Genomic DNA, 20,925 nt, shown 5'->3' with positions numbered 1-20,925 from the left:
CAAGGTGTCGTCGGGTCGCCAGGCAAGGCGGAAGCGCGGCGACACTTGGTCGTGCACGCTGTCGGCATCGTTTTGACCGCTGGCGTCATAGCGGTCATAGCGCGCGCCAATGCCGACGTCAAACTGCCCCGCGCCGCCCTCTGCTAAATAGCGGCCCGCAGTAAGCGTGGTATCAAGATAGGCTGACTGGGTATCGATATCAGCGTGAGGGAAACCATTCGCTTCACCGTCAGGCCGTTGGCGAGCCTGTTCCAGCTCTGCGCCAAACACCAGCGTTTGTGAAAGCCAGCCATGGTCGATGCTGTGATAGCCATCGCTCTGCAGGCCGATCCGCTCAAGGGTACGGTTAGCCTGTGGTTCGTCGATATCCTGTTGGCTAAAGGTAAGCTGAGAGGTGATTTCAGTGGCCCCACTCGGTTGCCAGCGGTGGCCAAGTTGTACGTTATTACTCTCAACATCACGGTCGCGTAATGGGTTGCTAGCGTTGGTTGATAGCTGTTGCGGATTAGCGGGTTGGGTGGCGCGCTCATCATAGTGCTGCCAGCTAATAAACACCCGTTGGTCGTCGCTTGGTTCCCAGCCGCCTTTTAAAAGCAGGCTATTGAGGCTGGCATCTTCTACTGCATCATCACCGCCCGCGCGACGAATATCGCCGGACTCGCTACGGCCCACAGAAAATAGCCCATCCACTTGCCCGTTAGCCGTGGCGCGGCGACCAAACGCCGTCAGGCTGCCGCGTAGCTCGTCGTTCGCTGTTGCCCCGCCTAGAGAAAGACGTGCACCGCTATCTTCACCTGGGGCTAATAGGTCGCTGGCCTCGACACTGGTAAAGCTAACAACGCCGCCCATGGCATTGCTACCGTACAGACTGGAAAGCGAGCCACGGGCAATCTGCACTTCTTGGATCAGCGCTGGGTCGAGGAAGAAGTTGCCCACATGGCCAGTGGAAATATCCTGGCGAACACCGTCCAGGCGCACCAGTACACCATTTCTGCCGAAGCCACGCATACTCAGCGTTTGGCCGTTACGGCGTCCTTGGCCAGCCACATGCAGGCCAGGCTGGCGGCTCAGCACGTCTTCAACGCGGCTCGCGGTGGCAAGCGTTGCGTCTTGGCGGTCGATGATGTCGATAATCAGCGGTGCGCGGGACAGATCCGTCGGTGCTCGGGTACCTGTGACTGTGAGGGGGTCTAAGCCCGAGTCATTGGCGTTGGCAGGCAGAAGAGGGAGTAAGGTAAGGCAAAAGCCTAACGTGTGAGTTGGTTTCATGGGCCAGACAGTTCCAGCAGAAAGTGATGGATAATGTTGCTGGCTGGGTGCGATGGGCTACCTGGCTGGTTAAAAGGGTAAGTAGTAGGTAAGTGATTATTTTAAAAGGCTTACGCCGTTAAGATCAGCTTGCCGCTTTTCGTGCGTCGCAGCACATAGCGTCGCTGTTCATGGTGAATAACCAACTGACCGTCTTGATCAAGCAGCGCCTGACTTGTCACTTCGCGAGATGCGCTAGGCGAGCCTTCTGGCGGAACGTCTTTTTTTCTGGGCTGCATGAGAGGTTGTTTCCTGTGGTAATGATAACTATTAGCATTAATTTAGCAGATTTGACTACCTCTCACAACCATCACTCCCAACCTTACCTAACCACCGTGCAGATGCTTAACCAACAGTTTTTAAAGGTGGGGAATAGCTTGCGAATGAACGTTCACCTAACAGTAGAGTTCTCGTCATTACCCTGTCATTTAAATTGATTAGTGTCCTCTTAACATAAAACTAGCGCGTGTTAACCGTGACGAGAGGATCGTAGTTATGAGCAAGGAAATTGAAGACCATCGCCTGTTAAATCAGAGCAGCAACCAGCCGTTTGCGGATGTGTTAGCGCAGCATGTTTCGCGACGAGCGGTAATGCGGGGCGGCTTAGGTTTGGCCGCTGCTTCAATGCTTGGCTTTGGCGGTGCCGCCCAAGCACTGGCTTCAAACGGGGCGCAAAAAACGCCGTTGACGCTGGCGTTTGAGGCGGTTCAAGGATCGCTAACGGATGCTGTCGTAGTGCCTGAAGGCTATGTTGCCCAAGTGCTGGTGCCGTGGGGCACGCCGTTGAGCGCTGGTGACAGCTGGCAGTCCGACCAGTCAATGACCGCCGAGCGTCAAGCCGCTAGCGTGGGTATGAACCACGATGGAATGGCTAGTTTTGCCCTGGATGCTGACAACGCCTCACGGCGCTTTGTGCTGGTGCTCAACAACGAATATATCGATCAAGCAGCGCTGTGGGCACCTCAAGGTGGCCCGACCAATACGTCAGAAGGCAAGCGCCCCGCCGAAGAGTCGCGTACTGAAATCAACGCTCACGGTGTCACTATTGTGGAAGTTGAGAAAGACGCTAACGGACACTGGTCGCATGTGCCCGGCTCCCGCTATAACCGCCGTCTTACCAGCGCGACGGTGATGGAAATTGCAGGCCCAGTGGCAGGCAGTGACTATGTGAAAACGCGTTTCTCCCCAGCGGGTACGCAAACCCGTGGCACCAATAACAACTGTGGTAATGGGTTAACGCCCTGGGGTACTTATATCGCTTGCGAAGAGAACTGGCCCAATGTGTTCATTAATCACGGCCAACTCTTCCAGGACGACGCGCGGATTGGTATTCCTACCGATAAAAGCCGCTATGGTTGGGATACCTCGGCGGGTGATGCCTCTGAAGAAAACGATGAGTTTGCGCGTTTCAATATCACGCCACGGGGCGAGCGTGCTGAAGATGATTACCGCAACGAAGCGCGCACCTTTGGCTACCAAGTTGAAGTCGATCCCTATAGTGATGCTTACGCGGTAAAACGCACGGCACTTGGTCGTTTCCGTCATGAAGGGTGCTGGCTAGGTAAGCTGGAAGCAGGGCAACCCGTGGTGTACTACTCTGGCCACGATTCCCGCAACGAGTACGTCTATAAGTATGTTTCTGACGCTGCCTGGGATCCCGCCGATGCCAATCGTCCGGGTGAAGCGTATGACCGCCTCGCCATTGGTAGTAAATATCTGGATAACGGCACCCTCTATGTGGCTCGCTTCAACGCTGATGGCAGCGGTGAGTGGTTGCCGCTAACACCTAACGCGCAAACACGCGATGGCCGTTCGTTGGCAACGGCTTTGGGCTTGGCAGAGGATGATTTAGCTGGAGTGATTATTAACACCTGTGATGCAGCGGATCTAATGGGAGCGACACCAATGGACCGCCCAGAGTGGGCAACCGTGGATCCTTCCTCTGGCGAGGTGTATCTAACGCTGACCAATAATTCGAAGCGTAGCGAAGAAGCTGCAGCGGCTACTTTCACCAATCAAGGCGATGACATTGCTCAGCTAGGGGTAGGCTATGAGACAGCCCCGGCCAACGCCGTTAATCCACGCGCTAATAACGAAGCAGGTCACATTATCCGCTGGCGTGAAAGCCGCTTGCCGAATGCCTTTCGCTGGGAAGTGTTTGTGTTTGGTGCCGCCACTAATGATGAAGGCAATCATTCTGGCCTGACTGAAATGAACCAGTTTGCCAGCCCCGATGGTCTGTGGTTTGACCAGCGTGATGATGGTCAGGGCATTCTCTGGATACAGACCGATAATGGTTACGAAGGCATTACCGAGTACACCAACGACCAGCTATTAGCCGTGGTGCCTAACAGCCTGGACGAGATTCAGGGTACCGGCCCGGTGATTAACAACAGCAACCAGCAGCAACTGAAACGCTTCGCCGTAGGGCCGAACGGTTGTGAAGTGACCGGCATTTTTGCGACGCCGGACAAAACGGCGCTGTTTATTAATATTCAGCACCCCGGCAACTGGCCCGCGGATGGTAGTGCACTGACCCAAGATGCCACCGCTGAGGCCAGCGGTCAGGTACGCCCTCGGGCATCTACCGTAGTTATTCAGAAGCGCGATGGTGGGCCGATAGGGGTGTGAAAATAGCGGTTGAGTCCTAGTCACCATTTTGGGTGCTTAAAACGCTATTGAGAGCTTCCATTAAAAGCTTCGAACCGGTGAAAGGTTCGGAGCTTTTTTTGATCCTGAGCCTTTTGGGCTTACTGCTTTTTCTGCCGGGCTTCTAACGCGTGGATGGCGTCGATCTTCAATGGGAGCTTGTTGGCCCAGAGAATATCTTCGCGGCAATGGCCAATATCCAGCAGCACCTGATCATCGTAGGCCAATAGCGGCAGTATATGGCGGCGGAAAAGACAGCGCCGCCGGAAACGCCACCAGCCCATATCTAGCGCGCGAATTAGCCTCATTGACGGCATGGCAGGCATGTAAAAATCTACTTGTGGTGGCTTTGGGGGCGGCGCTAATTGGCTGGCTTTTACCCATGCATTTTGGGCATGTTGGGCTGAACATTCACACTTCATCGCGCACCTCTTTTTTCACAACGACTGTGCAGGCAGCGGTGTCTGGGCACCGACTGGACAGGCATGGTTTGTGGTCAATAAGTGAGAGGGTCGCGACCTCTTGTGAACAGCTTGGTACTTCGCCTTGGATCAATCAAACGAAAAGATCTACACTGATCGTTAAGTTTTTCTGAAAGGTGGGCGTGATGAATCAACTATCGACCATAGCTCCCAGCCGAGCTGCCTTGCCGTTACTGGATAGCGAGGTGCTACGCACCTTTGTGACGATTGCGGAGAGCGGCAGCTTCACCCGCGCCGCCCAGCAGCTATTTCGCACCCCATCTGCACTGAGCATGCAGATCAAACGGCTAGAAGAAACACTTGGGCAAACGCTATTTGTGCGCGAGGCGCGCTATGTGCGCCTGACTACCGAGGGGGAAGTACTCCTGGGCTATGGTCGACGGCTGCTTAAGCTCAATGCTGAAGCCGTGACTCAGTTTTTAGCTCCCACCATAGAAGGGCGCGTGGGGCTGGGTATAACTGACGACGTCGTTGGGCGTATTTTACCCAATGTGCTTGCTCAGTTTGCTCGCTCGCATCCGGCCGTGCAGGTCGATGTCGTCGTTGGGCGCAGCAAAGACCTGCTCGCTAGGCTGGATGAGGGAGAACTCGACTTGGCGCTGGTGATGGGCGGAGAGCCTGGTCAGGCGGCGCGCGGTGATGTGGTGCATAGCGAACCGTTAGTGTGGGCTGGTCGTGAGGATGGCGTTGCCGTAGAACGCACACCGCTGCCGGTGACCTTGGCTCAACAGGGGTGTGCGTGGCGGAGGATCGCGCTAAACGCCCTTGATCATGCTGGGGTTAATTACCGGATCGCTTACTCCTGTGACCATTGTGCTGGTCAGGAAGCGGCTATGCTGGCTGATCTGGCTGTGACGGCTTTTCCGAAAAGCTTGATTCGCCCACCGCTCAAACGGTTAAACAACGATGCTCTACCGCCATTGGGCGATTATCAGGTATTTCTTGTCAAGCGTGCGGGCAGTAGTGATGCCAGTGAGGTATTGGCTGAACGAGTGGTAGAGGCATTACGGGAGGGGTGAGCTTAACGCACTGCATTTAGCGGTAGTGAGATTCCCTGGGATGGCCCGTTCAGGGCGAGCCACTACGCCATCACATGATCGTCGCAGGAGGCATGTGCTTGCCATGTCTGTTACGCCTGCTTGCCATACGCCGCCAAAAATACATCCACTGCGCTGCTGATCTGACGATGAATCTCTTCATCGCTGGGGAGCTGACGAACCCCCATACGCACCTCCATAACTAACATGCCTTGCCACATGCTACAGAGTTGGTCGGCGGCTAGTGTGGGTGCGTTAAGTGTTAAGTGCCCGGCGCGGGCTAGCCCCTCAAGCTTTTCCTGCAGCCACTTTTTAGTGGCCCAGGGGCCTGATTCGAAAAAGGCCAGTAGCAGTTCGGGGTGCTGACTTCCCTGTGTACTCATAACGCGCTCAACGGCTAACACGTGGGGCTCCAACAAAAAGCGCACGAGGCTTGTGCCGACTTCAATCAGTGACTGACGCACGACTTCATGAGTGTCGGGAAGCTGTTCTAGCCCATGACGAATGAGGGCGGTTTCACGCTGAATGACGTTGCCAAATAGCGCTTCTTTGGTTGCAAAATGGCCGTACACAGTCACTTTGGAAACACCCGCTTCACGGGCAACGGCTTCCATGGTCACCCCTTCGAGCCCAAAGCGAAAAAATAGGCAGGCCGCCGCGTCTAGCATCGCGTTGTGCTTAGCCATGTCTTTGGGGCGACCGGCGCTGCGTTTTTTGTCAGGCGGTAAAGGTTGCGAGTCCGTCATTGCGTAAAATCCGTGCCTATCGAATAAATAAATATTGAACGCTGGCGTACACATATTATAGTGAACCGTATCGTTCAAGAATAAACCATTTCGAGGCCATTATGGACACTTCCTTCAATACTTCCTGGCGCCACCGGAGTCGTGGCACGTTGGCGGCCTTAATTATGATGAGTATCACGGTAGTTGCGGTGGTTGCGCTTACTAGCCAGCACAGTCGTGCCCAGTTGGCTAACCAGCAAGAAACGGATAACGCTTTGTTGCAAGTGGTGACGCAGTCTCTTGCCCACTCCGAACAGCTGGAGCGGGACGTGCGCTTAACGGGGCGAGTGGTTGCACGTCAGTCAGTGTCGCTTGCCTTTGAACCCGCTGGCCGTGTTAGCGAAGTGTTGGCTGATAGGGGGAGTGCAGTTGAGCAGGGCGATGTGCTGGCGATACTGGATACCCGTCGTCTTGAAAGCCGTTTGGCAGAAGTGGCCGCACGCAGTGAGGAAGCCCGCGCCGGCCTTGCTTTTGCCCAGCGCCAAGAAGAGCGTGAAGCGCAGCTTAATCAAAGTAACTTCGCCAGCCGTACGACGTTGGACCAAGCGCGCACGGATCGGTTAACGCTTCAAGCCCGCCTTGCGGCACTGGCGGCGGAACGAGACAGTCTTACTGCTGATCTTGAGGACAGCACATTAAAAGCGCCCTTCGCCGGACGCGTCATTGAGCGTCATGTCAGCGTTGGTAGTTTAGTGACTAGCGGTACCGCCGCGTTTGAGCTGATCGATGTTGAGCAACTTGAAGCGCATCTAGGATTGCCTGCTCGGTTAGCGTCGACGTTTACACCAGGCGAGACGGTAACACTCAACGTTAATCACCACGCTATCGGCGGTAAGGTGCGTGCTCGGCTACCCCATATTGACAGCGACAGCCGCATGCAGACGCTGGTTGTCTCGCTTGACGCCTCAAACAGCGCGGTGCCTGGTGATCTCGTTGAACTTGGCTACGCAGTGGTAGAGCCTGCCAGTGGCTATTGGGTGCCGCTAGATGCCTTACGTGCTGCCGAGCGAGGATTGTGGAACGTACTGGTGGCAGAACCGCTGGAAGAGGGGCATTTTCGTGTGGCACGGGCGAGCGTGGAATTACTGCACACTGAAGGCGATCAAGCCTTTGTGCGCGGAACCCTTGAGCCAGGAATAAGGTTAATTACTAGCGGCATTCACCGCATCACCCCTGGGCAGCAGGTCACCCTCAGCGAGGATATGGCTTATGCAGCGCATTGAGTGGTTATTTAACCGCCGTTTAGTGGCATTAACCTTGGGGTTGCTGGTTGTGGCTGGGCTATCGGCTATTCAAACGCTTCCTCGGGCAGAAGACCCTCATCTGATTGCGCGTATGGCTACCGTGCTTGCGCCGTTTCCTGGTGCTACGCCGGAGCAGGTTGAAGCGCTGGTAGCGCGGCCCATTGAAAACGAGTTGCGCACTATTTCAGAAATCCAAGTGCTTGAATCTACGTCGCGCCAGGGCATCGCTGTTATCAGTCTTGAATTAGAAGACGCGGTTGTTGATGTCGCCCCCGTGTGGAGCCGAGTACGAGATAAGTTAGGCGATATCGCGCCAACCTTGCCAACCGGTGTGCAAACACCAGAGCTGCTGGATGACCGCGGTTACGCCTTTAGCATGGTGGCCGCCCTGCGCTGGACACTAGATTCTTCGCCCAATCCGCAGTTGATGGAGCGTTATGCTGAACGCCTAGAAGATCAGTTTAGGCGTGTTGCAGGCACGGAATACACCCATCTGTTTGGTGTCGCAGGAGAGCAGGTCGAGGTCATGGTCGACCCCTTAGAGCTAAATGCGTTGGGGCTTTCTGTAGGCCAGTTGGCCGCCGCCATTGAAGCAAGTGATGGCCGCCGCACGGCAGGCGAAGTGGTTACTCAAGGCCATCGGCTAACGGTCGGGCTGAGCGGTGAATTTGATACGTTGGACAGGTTGCGCGATGTCGACGTGGCTATCCGGCAGGGCCAAACGGTGAGGCTAGGTGAGATTGCCGAGCTGCGCCGCGGCGTGCAGGACCCGCCCGCCGCCATGGCGCTGCTTAACGGCGAACGAGCTGTGTTTGTGGGTGCCCGTATGGCTCCCGGCCAGCGTATTGATGTTTGGGTTGAACGGGCTCAGCAACAGCTAATGGCGTTTGCTGACGAGCTGCCCGTGGGCCTTGATGTTGAAGTGGTGTTTGAACAAGCCAGTTACACCAATCAGCGCTTAAGCGATGTCGCTAGCAGCCTGCTGATAGGGTTAGTGCTGGTAGTGGCTATTCTGTTTTTAAGCATGGGCTGGCGCTCGGCGATCACGGTGGGACTAGCGATTCCCGCCACGGCGCTGCTCACGTTGGCGTTTTTCAAGCCACTGGGTATTGATATCCACCAAATGAGCATTACCGGCATTATTGTGGCGCTGGGGTTAATGGTGGATAACGCCATTGTCATGACCAACGCCCTTCGTGAGCGTTTCTTGCAAGGGGACTCAGTGATTGCCGCGACCCGAGATGCCTTGCGCCATTTAGCCGTGCCGTTACTGGCTAGCACCCTGACGACCATTCTGGCGTTTATGCCAATTGTGCTAATGCCGGGGCCCGCCGGAGAGTTCGTAGGACCGCTAGCCCTGGCCGTTATTGTAGCGCTGGTGAGTTCTTACTTGGTATCGCTGCTGTTAGTGCCAGCGCTCTCTCCGATGCTGCTGGCCAGCGTGGCGAAGAAACCGTCAGGCTCACAAGATAACGTGATTAAGCGTGGTTTTCGGGGGGCCGTACGTAGCTCGCTGCGTCATCCGGTGGCTGCCATGATCATTACCTTATGCGTGCCTGTGAGTGGTATCGCATTAATGCCAACGTTAGACGTCGCGTTTTTTCCACCGGCAGACCGTGACCAATTCCACATTGAAGTACGCTTGCCACCGGCTAGCAGCATCGCCAATACCGCTGCGTTGGCCGATGAAGCCGTAACCCTTATCCGAGAGCTGCCGGGCATCAAGCGGGTGTCGGCATTTATCGGCGAAAGTGCCCCCATGATGTACTACAACGTATTGACCAATGAGGATAACAACCCAGCGTTTTTACACTTAATTGTCGATGCCGAGTCGTTAGCGGTGACTAACCAGCGGGTGCCAATGCTGCAGCAAGTACTTGATCAGCACTTTCCGCAGGCGCAAAGCGTGGTGCGTAAGTATGAGCAGGGGCCTCCGTTTAAAGCACCGATTGAGCTACGGGTCTATGGCGATGACTTGGACATACTGTCATCGCTGGGACTTGAACTAGCGAATCTAATGCATCAGTTGCCTCAGGTAACCCATGTGCGCGCAGGCATGCAGCGCGACCTGCCCAGGCTAACGCTGGATATCGACCAAACGGCGCTTCACGATGCAGGCCTCACGCCACAACGCCTAGCGGAACAGGTTGGTGCTGCACTGTCAGGCCAGTCTGCAGGCATGCTGCTGGAAGATACTCAGCAGCTTCCCGTCCGAGTGCGTTATGTTGGTGAATGGCGCACCGATGCTGAACAGCTTGCTGCGCTGCGCTTAGTCAGTGATGGCGTCGCAGAGGGGTTGCCGCTAGCGGCAGTGGCGGAGGTATCGCTAACGCCAGCCTGGAGTGTGATTACTCGCCGTAATGCGGAACGGGTGCAGTTAGTGCAAGGCTACCTGGTAGCCGATGCGTTGCCGGCAGTTTCCATGGCACAGCTAGAGGACGCGTTGCAGAACGCGCTAAATGCAGGAGAAATTCACCTCCCTTCTGGCTATCGCATTGAAACCGGTGGAGAGGCCGCCGAACGTAGCGAAGCCGTGGGTAACCTGCTGGCCTCGGTGATACTGTTGGTGATTGCCATGGTGGCAACGGTCGTGCTGGCGTTTAATTCCTTTCGCCGCGCTGCCATTGTGTTTATTGCCGGTGCCCAGGCGATGGGCATGGGCATTGTAGCGCTGCTGCTCAGTGGTCATGCATTCGGTTTTGTCATTATTGTCGGCATTATGGGGCTGGTGGGTGTGGCGATTAATGCCACTATTATCATCATTGCTGCGTTTGACGACGATGAAGCGGCACGCCAAGGCGATATCGATGCCATGTTAGCGGTCATTAGCGGCCCCACCAGTCGTCATATTATCTCAACGACGATCACCACTTTCGCAGGATTAATTCCATTAATGATGGCGGCAGGTGGATTGTGGCCACCTTTCGCGCAAACCGTCGGATTTGGGCTGCTTTTGGCAACGCTGGTGTCGTTTTTCTTTACCCCAGCGCTTTATCGGCTTTGGGTAGCAAGAGCAAGCTCGTCTATCGGTAGCAAGCATGCGGTAGCGGGAAACGCAATCTGAGCATACTTGATAAGGTAGTGTGAGTTCTAGGCGACGATGCCCTTTACCTGGAGTGGCATCGTGCCTAGTCAACTACAGCTGTCGGCGCCAGCGATTCTCAATGGTGTCCAACTCTGCCGGGCCGTAATGGGCCTGCTGATGTGACCCGTAGTAGGCCCATAATTGATCGCCGTAGTCGAAGTGCCACCACTCGCTGGGCAGGTTTGTGAAGCCTTGCTGTTGCATGGTGTGGTATAGCAGGCGGCGGTGATCTCGGGCGTTGACTTGCTGCGGCGTTAGCGTTTCCAGGTGCTCGAAATAGTCGCTATGAGAGGCGGGGATCGCTTCATCAAACAGTGTCCCCATATCCAGCGGCAGGCCATCGGCATCACATAGCGTGACATCGACGGCACCACCGGTGAGATGTGGGCTCGGTTCTAGTGGATTGCGGCTGGGAACCGAAACAAACTCCCTTGTGCGCTCCAGTAGCTCCGCCTCGCTGAGGTCGGGCTGATGATGCTGGATGGCTTCGTGCAGGGTATCAAATAGGTACTGCTGTACCCGCCATGGACGCCAGCCGTCCAGCACAATTAGACCGATCCCTTCGGGCAAGCTGCGCGCTGCGGCGAGTAGCGCCCGATAAACGCTTTCCCGAACGAAACACTCTGGTACCGCGCCGGGAATGCCCAGCCGAGCATAGGCGGGGAATACGCTAATCGGTGCCGGGGCGAGGCTCATTGGCACCAAGCGCTCACCATTATCTTCAATAGATGTTCGGCGTAGCTGTTCCCAGTTTGGAGCTAGGTGGCTGGGTAGAGGCGGTAAGGCCTTCACTAGTGTGTTCAAAGGCATCATGTTATCCAAGCAAAGGATTATTCAAGAAGAGCACTATCCAAACTGTGTAGGCAGCCAAAGCGTGAGTGGCGGAAACAGGATGAGTAGAAGAAGCACCGCAATCGCTGTTAGCACAAAGGGCCAAATGGTTCTGAATAGCGACACTATCTCCAGCCGACTGACCGCGGCGGCGACAAACACGCAGGCGCCTAGCGGCGGGGTGATTAACGCGATAGTAATGTTAAGCGTGATGATGACACCCAGATGAATGGGGTCGATACCCGCCATCATTGCCACTGGCGCAAAGATAGGCGTCAGTAGCATCAGCGCTGACACTTCCTCCATAAACATGCCCGTTATAAAGGTAATGGCACTCAGTAACAGTAGAATCACTACTGCGTTGTCTATGTAAGGAGATAACAGCGAGACAAATTGGGCGGGCACTTGTGCATAGGAGAGTAACCAGCTAATTGTCGCTGAGGCGGCCATAATCAGAAAAATCGCCGAGGTTAAGCGTGCCGTATCGACAATAGCTTTCCAGCACTCTTTAAAACGCAATCCTCCCAGCACGACCCCGCACAACGCGACATACAGCGCTGTCAACGCGCCCGACTCGGTCGGCGTTACGAAGCCCAGCACGATGCCAGCAACAATAATAAAAGGGGCGATAAGTGCAGGCAGAGCGGCTATAAAGGCAATGCCAAGTTGGCTGAGTGAGGGCAACTGACCACTTTTGGGTAACCGATGGCGCCAGGCATACCAAGCGTTCATGCCCATAAAGGCAACGCCTAGTAGCAGCCCTGGAACGACGCCTGCCAGAAATAGGTTGCCGGCCGAGGTATTGGTCAGTGAGGCGTAGAGAATCATAAAGATGCTGGGGGGAATAATCGGGCCGATTAACGAACTGCCGGCGGTCAACCCTGCGGCAAAGGCTCGCGAGTAGCCCTCCTTCTCCATGGCAGGTACTAATAGCGACCCAAGTGCCGAGGTGTCCGCCACTGCTGAGCCATTAACACCCGCGAAGAATACGCTCGACACCACATTGACGTGCCCCATGCCGCCCCGCAAATGCCCTACCATCAGGCGGGCGAGCCCCATCAAGCGTTCGGTTAAGCCGCTGACGTTCATCAGGTTGCCAGCGAAGATAAATAACGGAATCGCCATCAAGGAGAATACATTGATACCACCAAAGAATTGCTGCGGCAGCATGCGTGGAATCATTGAGGGGTCGACAAATAGAAAGCCGACTATCGCGGTGGTCAACAGGGCGATAAACAGGGGCAGTCCAATCAAAACGTGGCCCAGGAAAACAACCAGCATAGTGACAATCATAGGTCGTCCTCGATGGTCTTGAGTGGTGCAGGGCCATAGAGAAGCACATGCCAAGCCAGCAGCAGAAAACCAATCGGTAGCGAAAGCAGTGGCACCGTACGGCTAATGCCGAGCCCAGAAGTGGTAAACATACTGACCGACAGTGCATAGCGATAGCTAACCCATGCCCCGCCTGCCGCAATTAGTAGGGTGAGTAGCCATTGGTACACGTTTAGCAAGCGAGCAAAGGGGACGGGCAGTCGTTTCTCTAACAGACCAACGCGCATATGCCCTCCTTCAGACCAGACAGCACCAGCCGCGAGCATTACGGTGGCGATGATCAAGAAACGTGATAGCTCATCTGTCCAGATCGGCGCGCCACCAGCGATGTAGCGTGCAAACACCCCAAACAGAATAGCCGCAACATTGAGCGATAACAGTGCGCCCGCCAGAGTTAAGGTAACAGGGCGGCTGATCGCTAAAAGACGGGATCGAAGCGTATTAAACATGGCAGCCTTCCATGAAGCACAGGAACGTTAAGCACTTGAATATTAAGTGCTAGGGTCTTAAGTACTGGAGTATTAAGTACTAGGATATTAAGTACTGGAAATAGGGGGCCGGTAAGGTGCCAGCCCCTGTTGTTAACAGCCGTTAGTCGAGCAGTTCGCTCATGCCTGCATCTTCCAATGCCATATCGATCCAGCGCTGCTCGATATCACGCTCACCGAGCCACTCAAGGTAGGCAGGCTGGCCGATTTCGCGGAAAGCGGCTAGCTCTTCTTCAGAGGGGCGAATGACTTCCATGCCTTGCTCTTCCAGATAGGCGATACGCGCCTCTACCTGCTCCTCATTGTGCTCACGGGCATTGTGATTAGCTTCGGATACGGCCTCCATAAAGGCGCTGCGAAGCTCATCATCCCAACCCGCGATCATGTCGCTGTTGCCTACCAGGAACTGGTCGGAGTACTGGATATTGGCGAGGGTCAGGTAGTCCTGCACTTCGTAAAGGCTGCCTAAGATGATATACATCGGCGGGTTCATTTGCCCGTTAGCCACCCCGGTGCGCAGTGCCATATAGGTCTCTGTCCAGGGGATGGGAGTGCCGGAGGCGCCGAAGGCCTCATAAAGAGCGACTTGGCTAGGGTCCATGGCGCGGAAGCGGAGTCCTTCGAAGTCGTCAGGATGGCTGATCGGTCTTTCGTTATTGGTGAACGCCAAAAAGCCGCCCTCTTCCACAACGGCTAGCATATCGATACCGGCACGCTCCTGCAGAGCGTTGCTGACTTCCTGCCAATACTCACCCTCATCGAAGAAAGTGTGGGCTGCAGAAAAATCGTCGAACAGAAACGGAATAGCGCTAACGAAGATTTCATCCACAAGAGGAGAAACACCCGCAAATGACGCCACATTGAGCATGGGCGTATTCATGGTTTGTTCCATGCGCTCCTCTTCTTCGCCGAGCATGCTATTCGGATAGAGCTTAAGCTGGATCTCACCGTCAGTTTTTTCGTCTACCAACGTTTTAAGATTCTCTGCAAAGACGTGGACAGCGTTCTTTTCCGGGTCTGGGGCACCGTTGTAACTTAGATTAATCGTAGTCGCTGCAAGCACGTTCCCTGCCATCAAAGCAGAGCCTACTAGGCATGCGGAAATAAGCTGTTTAGGCGCAAAGTGTTGGCTCAATTTTGCTGGGTACATAGTCAGTCTCCTGGTTTATTGTCGTGAACTACGGGGCGCTATGGGCGCGTTATTAGATTTATAAGGAGTGCCTACTAGAAGACTATGTATTGAGGTGTTGACTATGCAATACCTAAACTGTGGCTTTTATTGCAACAGTCGTGGTGCATCGGCGGAGAAAAAGCGCATGCCTTTGTGCAAATGATTGATGCAAGTGATTGAGGCGACTGGGAGTTCCTGTCCTTTCAGGCTAACAATTTGTGCCCGCGTACCGTTCATCACCGGGTACTGCATGGGGAGTGTGAAGATCTCACCGCGCTCAATCTCATCCGCTACGGTGAGTTCGGGCATAAACGTAACGCCGATGCCTGAGCGGACAAAATTCTTTAACACCGCAACAGAGTTTGTATGCAGGCGTGCTTCAAGATGAATGCGCTCCTGGTGAGCCACCATATTGACCATTTGCCGCATACCAAAAGGATTGTCCATTAACGCCAGAGGCCACTCCTTTAAGTCATGCAGCGTTACCGGGCGATTAAGATCACTAAGTGGGTGATTGGGGGGGACAATGACATCGAGCGGCTGGCGCGTTTCCACGTGGCAGAAAAGTTGCGGGTCTACCGGCGGTGCATAAAGTAGCGCTATATCCACCTCGCGATCTTGGAGTAACGACATCGCTTCATTGACACCCGCCATGCGGATTTCAACTTTGATACCGTCAAACGCTGACATGAAAGTGCCTAACGGTGCGGCGATCAGGTCAGCAATAAACCCTTCTCCCACGGCAATGCGAACTTCCCCTTTCGCGAGACTTTGCAGTGCCATTAGTTGGGAGAGCACCGCTTCTTCTGAAGCCCGCTGGGCATGAAAATGGTGCACCAGTAGCTGGCCCGCTGCAGTGGCACGCATCCCTCTTCCGTGTCGCTCGCATAGCTGGGTATCCAGCTCTTCTTCTAGTGCTTTTAGTTGGCGGCTAACGGCAGAGGCATCGACATTCAGGTGGGCGGCGGCACGCCTGAGCGAACCGCGCCGAATCACTTCATTGAGGTAGGTTAATGCACGCTGGTTAAGCATAAAACACGCCTATGTTGGGGTGTTCTATATCTTACCGGAAGCCTGCCCGGACTTGTCATGGTTGGCATTAGCTAAGCGGTTGGGGGGCTGGCTCGCGGAGGATATTTTTCTCCTCCACCGCATCCGCCAGCATTTCGGCGGTAATGGCTGACAGTGTCCAGCCTAGATGGCCGTGGCCGGTGTTATAGAAAACAGTCGGTAAACGGCCAGGTCCAACTTTGGGCAGCATATTAGGTAGCATCGGCCGCAGGCCTGCCCAGGGCACTACGCGTTGGGTGCTCACGCCAGGGAAACACTCTTCTACCCAGCGAACCAGCGGTTGAATGCGGTCGTTGCGTATATCGCGATTCGCGCCGTTAAATTCAGCGGTGCCAGCCACGCGGAAGCGGTTGAGCCCCAAGCGGCTGGTTACCAACTTGGTTTCATCGTCTAGCAGGCTGACGGTTGGCGCGGCTTGCTGAGAGGTCTCGTCATCTAGCTGTACGGTGATGGAGTAGCCTTTTACGGGATAGATATTAACGCGATCGCCTAATTTGGCGGCAATGGCGCGGCTGCCGGTCCCCGCACAAACTACCACGCTGTCAAACCGTTGGCTCATGCTGTTGTTATCTACCGTGGCGCTTACCCAAGCCCCATTCTCGTCAGCACCAATATCGTCAATATGGTGGCCATAGTTAAGCTGCACGCCACGCTTGGCGGCTGCTTGAGCAAGGCCGTTGGTATATTTATGGATATCGCCAGTGGCGTCGCTTTCGGTATAGAAACCGCCATAGTAACTACCTGCCAGGGTTGGCTCGATGGCGCGCATTTCATCCGGCGTGACCGATCTGCGTTCAAGGCCGCCTTTCGCTAACAACTGCGACACGCGCGAGGCGTGATCAAAGCCAGCTTTGTCGCGGTAGATATGCAGAATGCCTTGCTGTTTAAGATCAAAATCAATCTGCTCGTCTTTCGCCCACTGGAATAAGTGTTCTCGGGCAGCAATCGCTAACCGAGTGGTTTCCGTGGTGTTGTCGGCATAACGGGGAATGGCGGCGATGAACTCTGCAAACCAACTGAGTTTGTGCCAACTAGGGCGAGGGTTGACCAGGAGCGGCGCGTCGTTTTTTAGCATCCAGCGCAGGCCTTTAAGCACCGTCGGCCAGTGGTTCCACACTTCAGCATTCGAGGCCGACAGCTGCCCGCCGTTGGCAAAAGATGTTTCCATCGCCGCATAGCGGTGTTTTTCAAAAACAGTCACATCAAAGCCGCGCTTTGCCAGAGCATAAGCACTTGTAATACCGGTGATCCCACCGCCAATAATAGCAATGCGTTGCATGTGTCTCTCCAGATTGTATGAGCGTCAAGCGATACCCCTAGCAACATTGGCTAGGCGTACCCCTTCCGTCATGGAACCTGAGAGATTCACGCATCTTGAGGAGGCGCTTGCTCCTTCGGTGGGCTGAGTGACGCAGTCATCAGCCGCTCTTCGGAAAGTGTTAGTAATTACTGTTCTAGTAAATACCGTAACAATAGCGGTCCGGTGGCCTGAGAGTTTCCGGGGTCGTTGCTCCTTCGGCGCTGGTGGCTAGCACCAGTCTCTCCCGCTATTGCGTTGACAACGTTGTAACGCGTCAGTCGAAAAAGTGAAATAGGGTAAACGTCTTAAGGGGGGGACGCAAAGACGCAAAAGAGAGGAGCACGCTGCTTAATGGGCATGCTTTGCAATAGCGTGGTTTTAACTGACAATATCGAAAACCTTTTAGCGATGGAAATAACGCATGCAGGCAAACGGATTTTTTGATGGTGTAGGCGAAGCGATTGGCGATGCTATTCGCGTGATGGTGGAGTTTTTATTGGGCTTCTTCACCAACTTTTTCGGCGCGTTTGATGACTTTATTGATGGTCTAACCCGCTCTCTGGGTATCAATGCGTCGTTCTTTAGCATTCTGGTGTTGGTAATTGGCTTGTGGCTGTTATGGCGCGGCTTTCGAGCGCTGCTACGAGGCTCCTTACTAGGAGCCATCGTGCGTATTGTGCTGGCGCTGTTTATCCTGTCGTGGCTAATGATGTAGAGAGGGCGAGCGCCCTTGAGTCAGTTTCATTAGATAAGTGATCAATTATCATTTGCTTATTTGGTGCATTTTGCCATCATCTGCACTCTTTTTGTGCAGAGGGGGAGCAATGAAAGCTTATCTTGGCAAGATGCGAGGAGAGCCAACGGCGCGCCGCCCCGTCGGCTGGAAAGATGCCTGCTGGTCATGGCTGGGCGCTTTTACTGGTATGGCCGTTATATGCTGGCTAAGCGCCGCTTGGCTCTCGCAGCAGTTATTAATCGTGGGCTCCTTTGGGGCAACGTCGGTGTTGGTTTATGCAGCGCCTGAAAGCCCGTTTGCCCAGCCAAGCCATGTACTGTTTGGCAGTGTTTTGTCGGCGCTGGTGGGGGTGGGGTGCTACCAATTGCTGGGGGCAACGCCTATCTCGATGGCACTAGCGGTGTCGCTTTCCATACTGGTGATGCAACTGACACACACCGTGCATCCGCCGGGGGCTGCCGCTGCGCTGATTGCGGTAGCAGGTGGGGCGAGTGTCCACAAACTGGGCTGGTGGTATCCGCTGATCCCCATTGGCGCTGGGTGCGTGGTCATGCTGGTAGTGGCCATTTTGGTGAATAATTTAGCGCGCCACCGCCGTTATCCACGTTATTGGTAGCGGTGTAGCTGCTCCTCAATGGCGAAAACGTGCGCATCGTCTGTGCCTAATTCGCGTAACGCCTGGGCTAAGTTCAGTAAGTAAGCTTTATTCGAGCCGCTCGGGCCATGGGAATGGGCAATTTGGTGTGCAATATCATCCAACGATGCCTCGCCCAGAAAGGCTGGGTTATCTTCAGTAGCTAAGTAAATTAGCCCTTCCGTTGTTGCCTTTGCCGCCTGCACATTGCCACGCTGCGCTAGAAAAGTGAGCGGCACTTTTTCACGCAGGTAGCCGTTCTTTTCACGTACATCTAGCGGTGCCAGCACGTCGGGTGTAATGCGGTACGCCATGCCGTGACATACTTCCCCTTGGGCACGAATCAGCGTAGCGACGCGCCCCGGTGCGTCCGGCGTGCCACGATGATCGTGAGAGCCTTGCCAAAAACGTCGCGCCCAGCCGGTAATGTAGGCGGGCTGTCGTTCCAAGTAGGCAAAGTCGGCCTTCCAGATCAGCGAGCCATAACCAAAAAGCCAGATATCGGTATGGCCATCGAAGAAGTTTCTTTGCTGGTTCAGGGCGGTAGTATCAAACATCGCTATCAAGCATCATGAGTACGGTACATCGGTTAAAGCGCTCATCTTATCATGCCTTTAGTGATTACTTACTTGACCATTTCCGGAGACCGACATGCGCGCTATTTTTCTCGTCGATAACGGCTCATTACGGCCTCAGGCAACCCACAACCTGCGCCGCGCGGCATCTGCGCTCAGCCAGCAGTTAGGCGAAACCGTGCAGGCGGCTTCCTTGCTGCACTCTAATAAAATCCCTCCTGAAGAGGTTGACGGCATCCCCGCGATGACTCTGGGCCCGGCTGCTGAGCGCAGTGCCGAGAATGGGGCGACAGAGATCATTGTGCTGCCGTTCTTCTTTGGCCCAAGCAAAGCACTGACGGGCTACTTGCCAGAGCGCATGGCAGCACTGCAGGCGCGTTTTCCCCAGGTGAGCGTTCGTGTGGCCCAGCCGCTGGTGGATGAGCGGGGCAATAATGACCTGCGCTTAGCCAAACTGCTGGCCGACAACGTGCGCGATAAGCATCAAGCGGGAACGACGCCGCATGTAGCGCTGGTCGATCATGGCAGCCCGATTCCTGAAGTGACCGCCGTGCGCAACCGCTTGGCGGGACAGCTTAGTGTACTGCTTGGTGATGACGTGGCTTGTGTGGCGGCTGCCTCGATGGAACGCCGTGAAGGTGACGAATATCGCTTTAACGAGCCGCTGTTGGAGCATTTATTGGATACGCCGGAGTTCCAATCAGGCCCGGTCATCTTAGCGATGTTGTTTCTCTCGCCTGGGCGTCATGCGGGGGAAGGTGGCGATATCGCCGAGATTTGTGCCGCCGCTGAACAGCGCCACCCAGGTTTGAGTGTGACAACCACCGCGCTGGTTGGCGAACACCCTGACATCGTCGCGATACTGCACGCACGGCTGCGCCAAGCACTTGATGGTGAACGTTTTCTACTCGAACTTCCGGCTACGCTAGACAATGCTCACTAGGTGGGAGGTGTAACGCTGCCCAAAGGCGCGTAGAATCGCGAGCCTTTGAATGCGCAATTACACTGTTAACCAGGGCTCACATCTTGATCGCAACCGCCAATATCACCATGCAGTTTGGGGCCAAGCCCCTGTTTGAAAATGTCTCCGTCAAATTTAATAACGGCAATCGCTACGGTTTGATTGGCGCCAATGGTTGCGGTAAGTCCACCTTTATGAAAATTTTGGGTGGCGAGCTTGAGCCTTCTTCCGGGCAGGTCATGCTGGATAGCAGCACGCGGCTGGGTAAGCTACGCCAGGATCAGTTTGCCTATGAGAACGAGCGGGTCATCGATACCGTCATCATGGGGAACGCTGAACTGTGGAAAGTAGCCGCCGAGCGCGAACGGATTTATTCTTTGCCAGAAATGAGTGAAGCCGACGGCATGGCGGTGGCCGACTTGGAAGTACGCTTTGCTGAGCTTGACGGCTATACCGCTGAGTCTCGCGCCGGGGAGCTACTGTTGGGGCTAGGTATTCCCATTGAACAGCACACCGGCCCGATGAGCGAAGTTGCTCCCGGCTGGAAACTGCGTGTGCTGCTGGCCCAAGCACTGTTTTCCGACCCGGATGTGCTGCTGCTCGATGAGCCGACTAACCACCTGGATATCAATACTATCCGCTGGCTGGAAGATATTCTCAAAGCGCGCAGCAGTACCATGATTATCATCTCCCACGACCGCCACTTCCTGAACAGTGTGTGTACGCACATGGCGGATCTGGATTACGGGGAAATTACCCTGTTCCCCGGCAACTACGACGACTACATGACTGCCGCCACTGCTGCCCGCGAGCGCCAGCACTCGGATAACGCCAAGAAAAAAGCCCAAATTGCCGAGCTTCAGCAGTTTGTTAGCCGCTTCTCGGCCAACGCCTCCAAAGCCAAACAGGCCACTTCACGGGCGCGCCAGATCGATAAAATCAAGCTGGAAGATATCAAGCCTTCGAGCCGGGTTAGCCCGTTTATCCGCTTTGAGCAGAATAAAAAGATCCACCGCAATGCCGTGAATGTTGATGCCATTACCAAAGGCTACGACGATGAGAAGCCGCTCTTCGAGCGTTTCTCGATGACCGTAGAAGCGGGTGAGCGCATTGCTATTATCGGCCCCAACGGCATTGGTAAAACCACCCTGCTGAAAACCCTGGCGGGTGATTTACACCCCGATGCCGGTGAAGTGAAGTGGACCGATGCGGCGGAAGTTGGCATGTTTGGCCAAG

18 protein-coding genes, 1 pseudogene and 2 riboswitches are annotated in these 20,925 nt (G+C 54.9%); of the genes and pseudogenes, 8 read left to right on the top strand and 11 right to left on the bottom strand.

The genetic code is table 11. The features are described 5' to 3' along the window. Both INT22_RS09760 and hemP read right to left on the bottom strand, forming a co-directional pair. Positions 1-1,269, bottom strand: a 1,269-nt coding sequence (locus tag INT22_RS09760) for a TonB-dependent receptor plug domain-containing protein (RefSeq protein ID WP_193068156.1), incomplete at its 3' end; no start/stop codon positions are given. Positions 1,270-1,379: 110 nt separating this feature from the next. Beyond that, complete coding sequence (gene hemP / locus INT22_RS09755; RefSeq protein WP_084183610.1) at positions 1,380-1,547, bottom strand: hemin uptake protein HemP; 168 nt, start codon at positions 1,545-1,547, stop codon at positions 1,380-1,382. A 256-nt stretch (positions 1,548-1,803) separates the two neighbouring features. Here hemP and INT22_RS09750 point away from each other — a divergent pair, with 256 nt between their 5' ends. Next, entirely contained in the window at positions 1,804-3,939 is a 2,136-nt protein-coding gene (locus INT22_RS09750; RefSeq protein ID WP_193059555.1) for a PhoX family protein, read from the top strand. Positions 3,940-4,058: 119 nt separating this feature from the next. Here INT22_RS09750 and INT22_RS09745 read toward each other — a convergent pair whose 3' ends face one another. Then, positions 4,059-4,379: a hypothetical protein gene (locus INT22_RS09745; protein WP_193059556.1), complete on the bottom strand. Its 321-nt coding sequence runs from the start codon at positions 4,377-4,379 to the stop codon at positions 4,059-4,061. 185 nt (positions 4,380-4,564) lie between these two features. Between INT22_RS09745 and INT22_RS09740 the strand changes: the two genes are divergently transcribed. Beyond that, positions 4,565-5,458, top strand: a complete 894-nt coding sequence (locus INT22_RS09740; RefSeq protein WP_089040581.1) for a LysR substrate-binding domain-containing protein — start codon at positions 4,565-4,567, stop codon at positions 5,456-5,458. Between the two features lie 110 nt (positions 5,459-5,568). Here the strand turns inward: INT22_RS09740 and INT22_RS09735 are convergent, their stop codons facing one another. Beyond that, a complete protein-coding gene (locus tag INT22_RS09735) occupies positions 5,569-6,222 on the bottom strand; it encodes a TetR/AcrR family transcriptional regulator (protein WP_193068155.1) in 654 nt (217 codons plus the stop codon). A gap of 101 nt (positions 6,223-6,323) precedes the next feature. Here INT22_RS09735 and INT22_RS09730 point away from each other — a divergent pair, with 101 nt between their 5' ends. Continuing rightward, positions 6,324-7,484: an efflux RND transporter periplasmic adaptor subunit gene (locus INT22_RS09730; protein WP_193068154.1), complete on the top strand. Its 1,161-nt coding sequence runs from the start codon at positions 6,324-6,326 to the stop codon at positions 7,482-7,484. Then, the gene (locus INT22_RS09725; RefSeq protein ID WP_193059511.1) at positions 7,471-10,569 is read left to right on the top strand and encodes an efflux RND transporter permease subunit; all 3,099 of its coding nucleotides are present in this window, start codon (positions 7,471-7,473) and stop codon (positions 10,567-10,569) included. Before INT22_RS09730 ends, INT22_RS09725 begins: the two co-directional genes overlap by 14 nt. Before the next feature lie 72 nt (positions 10,570-10,641). Here INT22_RS09725 and INT22_RS09720 read toward each other — a convergent pair whose 3' ends face one another. From INT22_RS09720 to INT22_RS09695, 6 genes are all read right to left on the bottom strand, one after another. Beyond that, positions 10,642-11,403 carry a M15 family metallopeptidase gene (locus INT22_RS09720; protein WP_442311354.1) on the bottom strand — a complete coding sequence of 254 codons (762 nt, stop codon included), beginning with the start codon at positions 11,401-11,403 and terminating at the stop codon, positions 10,642-10,644. Positions 11,404-11,436: 33 nt separating this feature from the next. Further along, on the bottom strand, positions 11,437-12,714 hold the full coding sequence (locus INT22_RS09715; protein ID WP_193059510.1) for a TRAP transporter large permease: 1,278 nt from the start codon (positions 12,712-12,714) through the stop codon (positions 11,437-11,439). After that, entirely contained in the window at positions 12,711-13,202 is a 492-nt protein-coding gene (locus INT22_RS09710) for a TRAP transporter small permease (protein ID WP_193059509.1), read from the bottom strand. Before INT22_RS09710 ends, INT22_RS09715 begins: the two co-directional genes overlap by 4 nt. Positions 13,203-13,344: 142 nt before the next feature. Next, positions 13,345-14,391, bottom strand: coding sequence for a TRAP transporter substrate-binding protein DctP (dctP, locus tag INT22_RS09705; RefSeq protein WP_193059508.1), 1,047 nt, complete (start codon positions 14,389-14,391; stop codon positions 13,345-13,347). Between the two features lie 126 nt (positions 14,392-14,517). After that, complete coding sequence (locus INT22_RS09700) at positions 14,518-15,444, bottom strand: LysR family transcriptional regulator (protein ID WP_193059507.1); 927 nt, start codon at positions 15,442-15,444, stop codon at positions 14,518-14,520. A 67-nt stretch (positions 15,445-15,511) separates the two neighbouring features. Further along, entirely contained in the window at positions 15,512-16,762 is a 1,251-nt protein-coding gene (locus INT22_RS09695) for a D-amino acid dehydrogenase (protein ID WP_193059506.1), read from the bottom strand. Positions 16,763-16,817: 55 nt separating this feature from the next. Then, positions 16,818-16,926, bottom strand: a riboswitch (glycine riboswitch). Positions 16,927-16,949: 23 nt separating this feature from the next. After that, a riboswitch (glycine riboswitch) is annotated at positions 16,950-17,040 on the bottom strand. 164 nt (positions 17,041-17,204) lie between these two features. Between INT22_RS09695 and INT22_RS09690 the strand changes: the two genes are divergently transcribed. After that, positions 17,205-17,498 carry a hypothetical protein gene (locus tag INT22_RS09690; RefSeq protein ID WP_193059505.1) on the top strand — a complete coding sequence of 98 codons (294 nt, stop codon included), beginning with the start codon at positions 17,205-17,207 and terminating at the stop codon, positions 17,496-17,498. 109 nt (positions 17,499-17,607) lie between these two features. Further along, positions 17,608-18,135, top strand: a complete 528-nt coding sequence (locus INT22_RS09685; protein WP_193059504.1) for an HPP family protein — start codon at positions 17,608-17,610, stop codon at positions 18,133-18,135. Here the strand turns inward: INT22_RS09685 and INT22_RS09680 are convergent. Further along, positions 18,126-18,710, bottom strand: a complete 585-nt coding sequence (locus INT22_RS09680; protein WP_038478724.1) for a gamma-glutamylcyclotransferase — start codon at positions 18,708-18,710, stop codon at positions 18,126-18,128. The two genes, INT22_RS09685 and INT22_RS09680, sit on opposite strands and share 10 nt — an antisense overlap. 94 nt (positions 18,711-18,804) lie before the next feature. Between INT22_RS09680 and INT22_RS09675 the strand changes: the two genes are divergently transcribed. Next, complete coding sequence (locus INT22_RS09675) at positions 18,805-19,671, top strand: sirohydrochlorin chelatase (protein ID WP_193059503.1); 867 nt, start codon at positions 18,805-18,807, stop codon at positions 19,669-19,671. Positions 19,672-19,754: 83 nt separating this feature from the next. Beyond that, positions 19,755-20,925, top strand: a pseudogene (locus tag INT22_RS09670) (ATP-binding cassette domain-containing protein); the annotation flags it as partial.

The organism is Halomonas sp. 3D7M (assembly GCF_014897885.1).
Classification (GTDB): domain Bacteria; phylum Pseudomonadota; class Gammaproteobacteria; order Pseudomonadales; family Halomonadaceae; genus Vreelandella.
This window is presented reverse-complemented; position numbering and strand designations above follow the sequence as displayed.